Here is a 12,184-nt window from a genome sequence, read left to right as displayed (position 1 = left end):
GTGGCGGGCTCCGTGAAGGGGCCCGCCACTTCGCGTTCACCCGGTCAGTGAGTCGATCTCCTGGACGACCAGGTGATGGCTGGCCTCCAGGAAGGCGTGCACGATCCTGAGCTGGTCGGCGGTGTATTCGCCCATCAGCCGGCGGCTGCGGGCGTCGAGCCCCGCGTAGGCCGCGGCGACCTTTTCGAGCGCCTCGGGCACGGCCTCGACCACGACGCGGCGGCGGTCGTCAGGATCGGGCCCGCGCCGGACGAATCCCGCCCTCTCCAGCCGGTCGATCATCTGCGTGATGGCGCCGGTCGTCCGGCCGAGCCGGGCGCTCAGCGCGCCCGCGGTGCTCGGGCCCTCGCGGTTGAGCGTGTGCAGGCACATCAGGTCCGTGGGACCGACGCCGGCCTGCTGCGCGATCACGTCGTTCAGCCGCCCCAGCGCGCCGGCCAGGTTGGTCATGGCGAGCACGATCCGGTCGGCCTGCTCGCCCTCCTCCCCGTTCCGCGGTTTGACGTCCATGCGCATCACCATTTACCTTCGTTACTAAGATACTTCATGACTAAGGCAATTCTATCGGAAGGCCTCGATGCTGTCCGCTCCCGCCCAGGGCCGCACGCGCGCGGTCGCGCTGGCCGTGATCCTGCTCGCCAGTTTCATGGACCTGCTCGACGTCACCATCGTCAACGTCACCGTCCCCTCCATCAGGGCCGAGCTCGGCGCGTCGCCCGCGCACCTGCAGGGGATGCTCGCCGGCTACACGCTCGCGTTCGCGCTCGGCATCATCACCGGAGCCCGGCTCGGCGAGCTGTACGGCTACCGCCGCGTCTTCCTCATCGGCATCGCCGGGTTCGCCGCCGCCTCGGCGCTCTGCGGCGCCGCCCCGACGGCCGAGGTGCTGGTCGCGGCCCGCATCATCCAGGGCGTCTTCGCCGCGGCGATGGTCCCGCAGGTGCTCTCGCAGATCCAGCTCATGTACGCCCCGCACGAGCGCGGCGGTCCGATGGCCGCCTTCTCGTCACTGTCCGGCCTGGCCGCGGCCGTCGGCCCGATCCTCGGCGCGCTGCTGCTGCGGGCCGACTGGTACGGCCTGGGCTGGCGCAGCGTCTTCTGGATCAACGTCCCGGTCGGCATCCTGGCCATCGTCGTGGCCGCCCGCGTGCTCCCCCACGGCCGCGCCGCCACCCGGCCCCGCCTGGACCTGACCGGCATGGCCATCTGCACCGCCGGCCTGGTGCTGATCCTCTACCCCCTCATCGCGGGCAGCGAAAAACTCCCCTGGCCGGCCTGGACCTACGTCAGCCTGGCGGCGGGCGTGGCCGTCCTGGCCGCCTTCCACCGCCACCAGCGGCGGCTGGCCCGCGCGGGGCGCTCCCCGCTCGTGGAGGTCTCCCTGTTCGGGACGCGCTCGGTCGGCGGCGGGCTGCTGGTCCAGTTCCTGTTCTTCGTGCCGGTGATCGGCTTCTTCCTCACCTTCATGCTGCTCCTGCAGTCCGGCCTCGGCATGTCGCCGATGGAGGCCGGGCTCACGATGCTGCCCTGGCCCATCGCCACCTCCGTCGCCGCCGGTCTCGGCGCGGCGGTCCTGCTCCCGCGGCTGGGCCGGCTGACCGTGCAACTGGGGCTCGTCGTCCTGGCCGCGGGGTTCGCCCTGCTGGCCGTGTCGGAGACCGTCTTCCTGCCCGGCGTGATCATCGGCGGCGCGGGGATGGGCCTGACGATCGCCCCGCTCGCCGCGCTGACCCTGGAGGGCGTTCCCGCCGAGCACGCGGGTTCGGGTTCCGGGCTGTTCAACACGGTCGCGCAGGTGGGCGCCTCGGCCGGCGTGGCCATCATCGGGGCGATCTTCTTCCCGCTGCTGCCCACGGCCGGCTACGCGGCGGCGTTCGGGGTCACGATGTGGGTCAGCGTCGTGCTGCTGGCCGTCACCCTCGCGGCGAGCTTCCTGCTGCCCGCCCGCCGTCAGGTCACCGCATCGCGGCCAGGCCCTTGACCACGGTGGTGGTCAGCGTGCCGATCTCGCCGATGCCGATCGACACCGTGTCCCCGTCCTGCAGCGTGAAGGGCAGGTCGGGGACCAGGCACGTGCCGGTGGCCAGCACCGCGCCGTCGGGGAAGGCGTCGGCCCGGTAGAGGTAGCCGGCCAGGTCGTCCAGGCGCCGGTTGAGCTGCGAGGTGCTCGCCTTGCCGTCCCACACCGTCTCGCCCGCCCTGGCGATGGTCAGCGTGATGTCCAGCGCGTAGGGGTCGGCCACCTCCCACGCGGGCCTGATCGCCGGGCCGACCGCGCAGCCGCCCAGGTAGATCTTGGCCTGCGGCAGGTAGAGCGGGTTGACACCCTCGATGGTGCGCGAGCTGACGTCGTCGACCACGGTGTAGCCGACGATCTCACCCCCCGCGTTGAGCACCAGGCCCAGCTCGGGCTCCGGCACGTCGATCTCGGAGTCCTCGCGCACCGAGACGCGGCCGCCGTCGCCGGAGACCTTCCAGGCCACCGACTTGAAGAACAGCTCGGGGCGCTCGGCCTCGTAGACCAGCTCGTACACGTCGGCGGCGCGCTCGCTCTCCAGCACCCGGGCCTCGCGCGAACGCCGGTAGGTCACGCCCGCCGCCCACACCTCCATCCGCCCGTCCACCGGAGCCAGCCGGCGCACGGAGGCCGACGGGTGCCGGGGCCCGTTCGCCTCCGCGCACCGCTCGCGCAGCCCATCGGAGGACAACCGCAGCAGCTCGCCCACGGTGGTCACCCCGGTCAGCTCCACCACCTGCTCACCGTCGTCCACGCCGACCGCGTCGGCGCTGGTCAGAGGGCTGGTGAACCGTACGATCCGCATGCCTGCTCCTAGCTCCATCATCCCGATAAGGGGCGTTTCATCCGATGAATCGTCCCCTATGGCAACGTTAGTGCTCTGTGCCCTACCCCGGCTAGATGACCTCGAAGTCGGCCATCATCGCCATGTCCTCGTGTTCGAGGTTGTGGCAGTGCAGCATGTAGCGGCCGCGGTGGCCGTCGAAGCGGGCGAGCACGTCCACGACCTCGTACGGGCGCACGTCCACGGTGTCCTTCCAGCCCGCGTCCGTGGCGGCCGGCGGCTTGCCGTTCCTGGCCAGCACCTGGAAGTGGGCCAGGTGCACGTGCACGGGATGGTGGAAGTCGCTGGTCAGCCGCCAGACCTCGGCGGTGCCCAGGCGCGGCCTGGCCAGCGGGACGCCGGGGCGGTAGGGGTGGCCGTTGATCGTCCAGACGTCCTCGGTCCTGCGGAAGTCGAACCGCCGGGTGGCCACGGCGGGCGGCCGGTCCGGCGGGCGGGACAGCCGGGCGGGCACGGCGCTGTCGTCGGCGGCCCGGCGGGCGACCACGAACCGCATGACGGGCCCCTCCGACAGGGCATCGACCAGGGTGACCGCGCTGCCGACCGGGTAGGCGGAGAAGTCCACGACGACGTCGTACCGCTCGCCGGGCGAGATCGGGATCTCCTCGTGCGCCACGGGCGCGGCCAGCAGGCCGGAGTCGCTGCCGATCTGGGTGAACCGGCCGCCGGGCGCCAGGCGGAGCCGGTACCTGCGGGCGTTGGAGGCGTTCAGCAGCCGCAGCCGGTGGCGGGTGGCGCTCACCTCCGCCACCGGCCAGGGCGCGCCGTTGACCAGGATCACGTCGCCCTCGACGCCCTCCATGTAGGCGCCGTCGTGCGCGGCCGGATAGCGGAAGGAGCCGTCCTCCTCGAAGGCCCGGTCGCAGATCAGCAGCGGCAGCTCCCGCTCGCCCCCGGGCAGCGGCAGCGCGTCCTCCTCCGCGTCCCGCACCAGCGCGAACCCCGCCAGCCCGCGCCACACCTGCGGCGCGGTGAAGTCCATCCGGTGGTCGTGGTACCAGAGCGTGGCCGCCCGCTGGTCCACCGGGTAGTGGTAGTCCTTCACACCCTGGTGCAGCACCTCGCCGGGGTGCCCTCCGTGGTGCGCGTGGTGGCCGGGCGGGACCACGAGGTCGGTCGGGTAGCCGTCGGAGTCCGGCGGGTTGACGCCGCCGTGCAGGTGCGTGGAGGTCGGCACGGGCAGCTCGTTCCGTACGGCGATCGTGGCGGCGCTCCCCCGCCGCAGCTCGAACGTCGGCCCGGGAAAGGTCCCCCCGTAACCCCAGACCTCGGTACGCGTCCCCGGGACGATCTCGGCCTTGGCCACCCGCTGCGTCACCTCGTAACGCCCGGGGCGCACGGGCCGGGCCACCTCGGGGATCGGCAGCGGCACCGTGAACAGCCGGGGCAGCGGCAACCGGCTGCTCAAAAGCTGCCCGGCCACCTCGCGGCAGCCCGCGACCGCGAGCCCGGCCCCGGCCAGCGCGCCGAGGAACGCCCGCCGCCTCATGCCGCGTCCGCGCGGAGGGCCCGCCACGTCCACACGGTGAACACCGCCGACAGACCGAAGATCGTCATGCCCAGCGGGAAGTGCAGCTCGATCACCCGCCACTGGCCCAGCGCCACCTGGACCGTCTCCACCACCACGAGCCCCAGGCTCACCAGCGCGGGCCACAGCGGCCCCCGCCCCGGCCGCCACAGCAGGATCGCCGCCACCAGTTGCAGGTACAGCATGCTGTGGGTGACCCCGGCGTTGTCACGGTGCCAGGCCAGCAGGTCGACGTCGCCGGTGACGAATAACCCGGCCAGCGCGGCCTGGCCGAGCACCCCGGCCAGGTGCGCGGTGGCCGTCACGCGCAGCGACCAGACGATCCAGGAGGAGGACTTCATGACCACGATGCTCGTGAAGTCCGGCCCCGGCCACATCCGTCCGGGAGGGGCACCCCGGCGTACGCCCGGGGGCGTACGCGGCCCGCTGAGCACCGAAAACGTACGCCCGGGGGATGACGACCGGTCTCAGCCGGTTCGCCTACCTTGTGAGGATGGACAGCCGGAAAATGGACGCGCTCGTCGCGGCGGGCGCCCTGGTGGCGATCGTGGGCGGCACGTACGCGAACCTGTCGTGGACCGGCCCCTTCGAGCGGCCGCTCGACCCGGCGGGGCTGGGGCTGATCACGGTCGCGGCGCTGTCGCTCGCCTTCCGGCGCTCCGCCCCGCTGGCGGCCGGGATCGTGGCCGCCGTCGCCGGGTTCGTCTACTACGCGGTGCACTATCCGGGCGTGTTCGCGGCGGCGCCGGTGCTGGCCTGCATCTACACGCTGGCCGCGATCGGCCGCCGCGGGGCGGCGATCTGGCTGGCGTCGGGGCTGGCCGTGGCCGTCTACGGGATCATGGCGCTGGCGTCCGAGGATCCCGCCGCCGGCAACGCGATGACCCTGCTCAGCGGGTGGCTGGTGGCCATGGTGGTGGTCGGCGAGGTGGCGCGGGGGCGCCGGGCGTACCTGCGGGCGGTGGAACAGCGCGCCGAGGAGGCCGAGCGCACCCGTGAGGAGGCCGCGCTGCGCCGGGCGGGCGAGGAGCGGCTGTGGATCGCGCAGGAGCTGCACGACTCGCTCACGCACAGCATCTCGGTGGTCAACGTGCAGGTCGCGCTGGCCATGGAGCTGCTCGAACGACGTCCAGAGCGGGTCGGGGAGGCGCTGGCCGCGATCAAGGAGTCGGGGCACGAGGCGATGCGCGAACTGCGGGCCACGCTGGGCGTGCTGCGCCAGGGCGAGCCCGACGGCGTCGAGGCGGGGCTGTCCCGGCTGCCGCGCCTGGTGTCCAGGGCCGAGGGGGCGGGGCTGCGGGTGGCGCACACGGTGTCCGGGGACCCGTACGCGCTGGCGCCGGCGGTGGACCGGGCCGCGTACCGGATCGCGCAGGAGGCGCTCACCAACGTGCTGCGGCACGCGGGCCCCGCGACGGTCACGCTGGCCGTCGAATACGATCCCTCGAAGCTCGTGTTGCGGGTGGAGAACGACGGCGAGCCGGGCACGGCCGGGCCGGGAATGGGGTTGATCGGGATGCGCGAGCGCGCGGTCGCCATCGGCGGCACCCTCACCGCGGGCCCCCGCGACGGCGGCGGCTTCGCCGTCCGCGCCGAACTGCCCGTGCCATGATCAGGGTGCTGCTGGCGGATGACCAGCCGCTGATCAGGGCCGGTTTCAAGGCCCTGCTGGAGCTCACCGGCGACATCACCGTGGTCGGCGAGGCCGCCGACGGCGCGCAGGCCGTGGAGCTGGCCGGCCGGCTGCTGCCGGACGTGGCGCTGCTCGACGTGCGGATGCCCCTGCTCGACGGCATCCAGGCCACCCGGCGGATCGGCGCCGACCCCGCCCTGAACACCGTCCGCGTGGTGATCCTCACCAACTACGCCCTCGACGAGTACGTCTTCGCCGCGCTCAGGGCCGGGGCCAGCGGTTTCCTGCTCAAGGACATCGAGCCCGGCGACCTGCTGCAGTCGGTCAGGGTGGCCGCCCGCGGCGACGCGCTGCTGTCCCCGTCGGTGACGCGCCGCCTGATCGAGGAGTACGTCAGCACCCCGCCGCGCCCCGTGCCCGCCCCCGGCGCCGACCGGCTGACCGAGCGCGAGCGCGAGATCGTCTCCCTGGTCGCCCGGGGCATGTCCAACGACGAGATCGCCGCCCACCTGGTGATCAGCGGCGCCACCGCCAAGACCCACGTGAGCCGATCCATGACCAAGCTGGGGGTGCGCGACCGGGCGCAACTGGTGGTCTTCGCCTACGAGTCCGGCCTGGTCGTCCCGGGGGCTTCAGAAGGCCACTAAGAACTCGTAGACGTTCAGCAACCAGATCAGCAGCCACAGGGCCACGGCGGGGAGACCGGCCAGCCTCCGTCCCCTTCCGTCAGCGGGCACGCGACACCACGGCGCCTTCCTTGGACGGCGATGTCATCCTCCCAGTCTGCGCCCGGAAGTCACTGCCCGGTGATCGGTTCGCCCAGCGCGCTGCCCGCCAGCCAGTCCTCCCACGACTTCGCCCACGGCGTCGGCCCGTTCCCGAACCGCAGCTTCCTGGAGGTGCCGGTGACCTCGATGATGTCGCCGCGCTGGGTGAAGTCGTAGAACCAGCGGGCGTTGTCCGGGCTGACGTTCACGCAGCCGTGGCTGACGTTGCGGCTGCCCTGCGCGCCGGTCGACCAGGGGGCGGCGTGGAAGAAGGTGCCGCTGTAGGTCATCCGGACGTTCCATTTCGTACGGATGCGGTATTCGCCGGGCTCGCCGATCGTGGCCGAGTCCATGACGATGTCCGCCGCCTTCTCCTGGGCGATCATGACGCCCGAGTAGCTGTCGTCGCCCGGCCGGCCCAGGCTGACCGGGATGTTCTTGACGACCTCGCCGTTCTCCCGCACGACCGCGCGGTGCGCGCCGGCGCTCACCTTGGTGATGTGCTCGTCGCCGACGGTGAAGCTCAGGCTGCGGTCCTTGGTGCCCCACAACCCTTGCCCGGCTCGTACGCCCGCCAAATGGGCCACGACCGTGACCTTCTGCCCGGCCGGCCAGTATTCACGCGGCCTGAACTGCACCTCACGGTCGCTCACCCAGCTCCACGCGCCCTCGACGGGCTTGGACATCCGCACGACCAGCGAGCGCTCGATCGCGGCCCGGTCCCGCCGGGCCGTCACCGGCTGCGACAGCAGGAGCTGCACGGGCATCCCGACGCCGACCTTCTCACCATCGAGCGGCGACATGCCGCTCTCCAGCGCGCGTTTCGGTTTGAGCGTGGTGAACGTGGCCCGGCCCGTGACCGGCTTGCCGTCGGTGCCGGTCGCCCGTACGTCCACCGTGTACGCCGTCGCCGGCCTCAACGGCCACTGGGGACGCCAGGTCCCGTCGGAGCCCACGGCGCCCTTCACCGCGCGGCCCTTGGCGTCGGCCACGGTGACCTTCGTGACCTGGCCGGCGGTGGCCTTGACACTGATGCCGGTGTCCGGGGCGACCTTCTTGGTGCCGTCGGCGGGCGTGATCGCCAGCTTCGCCACCGGGGCCTGTTCCCGTGGCGCGGACGGAGTGCTGTTGGTGCATCCGGCGGTGACCAGGAGCGCCGCCGTGAGAGTGCCGGTGATGATGGTGCTGGTCCGGCCGTTCCGCATCATCGATGCCTCCCGTGCCTGACATAGAGGGGATCAGGTGGACTTCTGCCCGCTATGGGCGGCCCCATGCGGGCAGAGTCGATCGGCGGGCCCGCCGACGCGAGCGGATGAGCTTGATCCGGCTCTCCGGTGCCGACAATCTTGGCCCGTGGACTACTACCTGATAGCCGGGAAGGCGGGCGAACGGTCACCGGCGGGCCTGCTGGTGGAGGAGTTCGTCCTCTGCGACGACTACACGGCGGCCGGCATCGACGGTGCCGAGTGGAGACCGGACACCGGTGCCTGGTCAGCCTCCGCGGAACTGAGCAGGGCCATCCGGGCCGACCGGGCGCTGCGCGACCGGGTGACGCCGGTGAGCAGGCAGGAGGCGAGCGACGCCTTCGCCCTGCTCGGCGGCGGCGAGCTGCCCGAGGAGGCCGGGCTGCGCACGCTCTTCCAGGAGCGCCGCACCCTGCCCACCTCGGCCCCCCTCAACCTGGGATCCGGGGGCTCCGGCACCCGGCCGCGCCGCTACCGGATCCTGTTCGCCGGAGAGCTCGGCGACGACGGGCTGGCGAACGCGCGCACGGCCCTGCAGCTCGAACCCACCGGCGACCCGCGCGTGGTGGGCACGGCCTCGGTCGACGCCGGCGGGCACGGCTTCACCTGGGAGCTGCGCCGGATCGGCCAGGGCATCGCCTGGTGCGTGGACGTGACCGCCACCAAGCTCGGCTCCGGCCCGGCCCCGGCGCTCGGGGCGCTGCTGCATCACCATCGGCAGGCGATCCGTGACCAGGGCCTGATCCCGGTCACGGTGGAGCGCTTCGCCTGAATTCATCAGTTCTTACGGGACCGGCACGGCCGGGACCGTGACCGGGCCCAGAAGGGGGTTGAGCACGTCGGCCTGGGAGCCGCCGGCGGGCACGAGGATGTCGACGGCCTTGGGCACCGTGCCCGGGTCGGCGGCGCACAGCGGGGCCGTGCCGCCGGCGGCGCAGAGGCCGAACTGGAACGGCTGCGGCGTGGCGGCGAAGCCCCGGGCCTGGTCGGCGCTGAAGCCGTCCTGGCCGGTGAGCACCACGGCGAAGCGCCAGCCGGGGCCCGGCGTGCCGAAGACGGCCCTGGGCAGGGCGATCGTGATCGTCCTCGTGGTGCCGGACGCGCGGACGGCGGCCCCGGCCCGCGCTTCGCCCGCGGCCGTCACCCAGACCGGGGCGGCGAAGCCCTGCGCCTCCAGCCGCTGCGTCCAGGCGTCCGGCTCGGCGATGCGGTAGTTGCGCTGCGGAAACGCCGGGTCCGCCGAGCGGGTGACCACGGCCGGGTCCTGGACGTGGACGTCGAGCAGTTGGGCGCCCATCTGGTTGCCGAAGGTGGCGGTGAGGTCGCGTACCTCGGCTCGCAGGTAGACGGTGCTCGCGTCCGTGATCACCTGGAACCTGGTCAGGTCGAACGCCCCGGCGTGGAAGTCGGCCGACGTCGGATAGGCGTACGTGCCGGGGCCGTTGTCGTCGCCCGCCGGGTCGGTGACGTCGAGCACGGTCGTGGCGTCGCCGATGTCGCCGATCACCGTGCGCCGCGCGTACCCGGTGCGGCCGTCGGGGGCGGTGGCCGTGACGGTGATCGCGATCTCCCCGAACGAGACCGGGGCCCGGGCCGTGAAGGCGCCGTTCGCGGCGGCGCGTACCGAGACGACCTGAGTGGGCGCGCCGGTGTCGATGGGCGTGGCGGCGAGGTCCACGCGGGCGCCCGGCACGGTGGTGCCCTCGACGGCGGCCTCCGTGCCGGTGGCGTCCGGCGGGGCGGTGACCGTCAGCGGCGCGGCCTGCGGCATGGTGGCGTAGCGGCGCCTGACGACGTCGGGCTGTTCGACGGGGCGGGTGCCGCCCAGCGACAGGATGAGCCTGACGACCTGGGCCTGCGCCCAGGTCAGCGGGGAGGCCGAGCCGGCGGGGCCGCCGTCGCGCAGGCCGATCGAGGCGGTGGCCGGGTCGGTGCCGTACGGGGACGCGGGCAGGTCCGCGTTCTCCCACGACTGCTCCGGGATGAGGCCGGTGCCCGACGCCATGGCGCGCATGGTGCCCAGCAGCGTGGCGGCCGTGCCGGGGTCGCGGGTCTGGAGCGCCTGCTCGGCGCGTTCGCCGGCCAGGACCGGCCAGAGGTGACCGGAGCCGCTGTTGCCGGTGGGCCAGGGCTTGCCGGACGGCGCGCAGGCGGTGGGGTCGGGCTCGTGGCAGTCGCCGTAGCCGTCCTCGGTGCCCGGGGTGCCGGAGCCGTAGCGGTACCAGCCGTCGCCCTTCGCAGTCGTCCGCCTGATCACGCGGTCCACGACGGGCAGACTGGCCAGCACGTCGGGGTCGTCGGGTGGCAGGATGCCGAGCCTGGTGAGCTCCAGGAAGCCCGCGTCCACCACGCGGCGCTGGTCCTCGGTGGGGCCGCCGTTGCCCAGGTTGTACTCCACGGCGGCGTTCGGGTCGCCGGTGCGTGACAGGCGCAGGAAGTAGCGGGGGGCGTACGGGCCGGTCGTGGTGACCGTCCACGCCTTGATCGAGCGGGCGAAGTGGTCGGCCGTGGCGCGGTAGAGCCGGGCCCTGGCCTGGTCGCCCTGCCGGGCGGCGATCTCCCCCGCCGCGACCAGCCCGGCGATCTCGGCCGCGATCGTGGACGGCGAGTGGCCCGACTGCTCCTCCCACCGCTCCACGCCGAACGCGGGCCCGCGTGAGAGCACGAAGTCGGCCGCCGCCCGCACGCGCGGCCACAGCGCCGCGTCGCCCGCCAGCCCCGCCTGGTAGGCCATGAGCAGCGGGTACGCGGTCTCGTCGAGCTGGTCACCGCCCGAGTCGGGCGCCAGTTGGCCGTTGAGCAGCGAGTTGCGCGGCAGCCGGCCGTCGGGCAGTTGCTGGCGCTCCAGCAGGAAACGCACCGTGGCCCGCGCGGTCGCCAGGTCACCGGCGGCGAGGAAGCCGGTGAACGCCTCGTAGAGGTCGCGGGCGAACACCTCGCGGTAGGAGCCGAAGTAGACGGGCTTGCCGCCGGGCAGCTCGCCGGCGCCGATCGCCTGTCCCCATGGGCTGGCCAGGGACGCCACGACCGCACCCGGGAACGTCTTGTCCTCGCTGGCCTTCAGCACGTTCGCGGACAACCGGTAGAAGTCGGCTTGCGCGTTCGGTGGGCGGCGCAGGGTGGCGTCGTAGGCCGCCCAGCCCGCCTCGTACCGGGCTCGCGTGCCGTCGAACGAGCGGGTGGCGGCCTCGCCGGCGGTGCGCAGTGCGGCGGCCCTGCCGCGCCCGAACCCGAGCGCGAACGTCACCTCGCCCCTGGCGTCGATCGGCAGCCGGGCGGTGGCCACCACGTTGCCGGACGGGGCGTCGGTGTAGGGGGTCAGGTCGCGGGCCGCGTCGAGCTGGGCTACGCCGTCACTCGGCGTGCCGGCGTAGCCGACGCTCGCCTGCGGCAGCCGGCGCTCGGCCCGCAGCGCCAGGTGGGTGGGGACGGCGTAGTCGCGGGCCGGGGCGGAGGTCTCGGTGTTCTCGTCCCAGATGACCGGCGCGCCGGTGGGCCCGTCCACGGTCGCACTGTCGGCACCGCCGTTGGGCTGCCCGCCGCCGCCGTTGCCGTTCACGCTCGCGTCGAGCCGCACGTACAGTCGCAGGCCGGCGGGCTGGAGCCGGGTGCGCACGACGACGGCGTCGCTGCCCGGGTCGGTGACGTAGGTGGTGGTCAGGCGGTAGCGGCCGCTCCTGCTCGCCGAGGTGATCGTGCAGGTCAGGCCGGAGCGGTCGGTGCTCACCTGGTAGGTGGTGTCGCGGGCCTGCAGTTCGGTGAAGCTGCGGCCGTCGGTCACGACGAACTGCATGGTCTCGACGTTGGTGTTGTCGATGGTGGGCTCGTACACGTCGGACAGGACACCGCCCGCCACCGTGTACCAGACCTTCGAGGTCCGCCCGGTGGCCGTGCCCACGCAGTCCTTGCGGGCGAGCCCGAAGTGTGACGGAGCCCCCGGCCCGCCCGGCGCGGGCGCCCTGGCCGTCACCGGATCGGCGGGGACCACCACCAGCGCGGCCGAGGTGATCAGGACAAGGACGGACCGTCGGATCGCACGCATGCCAGGGCTCCCCTCCCGACCCCCGATGCGTCGAGAGAAGACCAGCCCCGGGCCGCTGTCAAGCCTGCGACGGTGCTGCCCGGCGGGCTGACGTACGCGGGCGGCTTTC

Annotated in this window: 10 protein-coding genes; 4 read left to right on the top strand and 6 right to left on the bottom strand. The window is 73.3% G+C overall.

The features are described from left to right. Window positions 1-36: 36 nt before the first annotated feature. On the bottom strand, window positions 37-510 hold the full coding sequence (locus C4V41_RS03235) for a MarR family winged helix-turn-helix transcriptional regulator (RefSeq protein ID WP_160150150.1): 474 nt from the start codon (window positions 508-510) through the stop codon (window positions 37-39). A 67-nt stretch (window positions 511-577) separates the two neighbouring features. On the opposite strand from C4V41_RS03235, the gene C4V41_RS03230 reads away from it, so the two are divergent. After that, entirely contained in the window at window positions 578-1,981 is a 1,404-nt protein-coding gene (locus tag C4V41_RS03230) for an MFS transporter (protein ID WP_103954181.1), read from the top strand. Here C4V41_RS03230 and C4V41_RS03225 read toward each other — a convergent pair. The 3 genes from C4V41_RS03225 to C4V41_RS03215 form a co-directional block, all read right to left on the bottom strand. Continuing rightward, the gene (locus C4V41_RS03225) at window positions 1,956-2,822 is read right to left on the bottom strand and encodes a fumarylacetoacetate hydrolase family protein (protein WP_103954180.1); all 867 of its coding nucleotides are present in this window, start codon (window positions 2,820-2,822) and stop codon (window positions 1,956-1,958) included. The two genes, C4V41_RS03230 and C4V41_RS03225, sit on opposite strands and share 26 nt — an antisense overlap. Window positions 2,823-2,913: 91 nt before the next feature. Continuing rightward, window positions 2,914-4,350 carry a multicopper oxidase family protein gene (locus C4V41_RS03220; protein WP_103954716.1) on the bottom strand — a complete coding sequence of 479 codons (1,437 nt, stop codon included), beginning with the start codon at window positions 4,348-4,350 and terminating at the stop codon, window positions 2,914-2,916. Next, on the bottom strand, window positions 4,347-4,730 hold the full coding sequence (locus C4V41_RS03215) for a hypothetical protein (RefSeq protein WP_235029879.1): 384 nt from the start codon (window positions 4,728-4,730) through the stop codon (window positions 4,347-4,349). Before C4V41_RS03215 ends, C4V41_RS03220 begins: the two co-directional genes overlap by 4 nt. 152 nt (window positions 4,731-4,882) lie before the next feature. On the opposite strand from C4V41_RS03215, the gene C4V41_RS03210 reads away from it, so the two are divergent. Together C4V41_RS03210 and C4V41_RS03205 are read left to right on the top strand one after the other, a co-directional pair. Further along, on the top strand, window positions 4,883-6,001 hold the full coding sequence (locus tag C4V41_RS03210) for a sensor histidine kinase (protein WP_103954715.1): 1,119 nt from the start codon (window positions 4,883-4,885) through the stop codon (window positions 5,999-6,001). Beyond that, on the top strand, window positions 5,998-6,669 hold the full coding sequence (locus C4V41_RS03205) for a response regulator (RefSeq protein ID WP_103954178.1): 672 nt from the start codon (window positions 5,998-6,000) through the stop codon (window positions 6,667-6,669). Before C4V41_RS03210 ends, C4V41_RS03205 begins: the two co-directional genes overlap by 4 nt. Window positions 6,670-6,818: 149 nt before the next feature. Here the strand turns inward: C4V41_RS03205 and C4V41_RS03200 are convergent, their stop codons facing one another. Next, window positions 6,819-7,997 (bottom strand): L,D-transpeptidase, encoded by a 1,179-nt coding sequence (locus tag C4V41_RS03200; RefSeq protein ID WP_235029878.1) that lies wholly within the window; start codon window positions 7,995-7,997, stop codon window positions 6,819-6,821. A gap of 145 nt (window positions 7,998-8,142) precedes the next feature. Between C4V41_RS03200 and C4V41_RS03195 the strand changes: the two genes are divergently transcribed. Then, window positions 8,143-8,805 (top strand): hypothetical protein, encoded by a 663-nt coding sequence (locus C4V41_RS03195; RefSeq protein ID WP_103954177.1) that lies wholly within the window; start codon window positions 8,143-8,145, stop codon window positions 8,803-8,805. Between the two features lie 12 nt (window positions 8,806-8,817). Here C4V41_RS03195 and C4V41_RS03190 read toward each other — a convergent pair whose 3' ends face one another. Further along, on the bottom strand, window positions 8,818-12,075 hold the full coding sequence (locus C4V41_RS03190; protein ID WP_103954176.1) for a glucodextranase DOMON-like domain-containing protein: 3,258 nt from the start codon (window positions 12,073-12,075) through the stop codon (window positions 8,818-8,820). Window positions 12,076-12,184: the final 109 nt, after the last annotated feature.

Origin of the sequence: Nonomuraea solani (genome assembly GCF_900108335.1) — a bacterium.
Taxonomy (GTDB): domain Bacteria; phylum Actinomycetota; class Actinomycetes; order Streptosporangiales; family Streptosporangiaceae; genus Nonomuraea; species Nonomuraea solani.
Note: the sequence above shows the minus strand (reverse complement) of the source record. Positions and strands in the feature narration are given on the sequence as shown.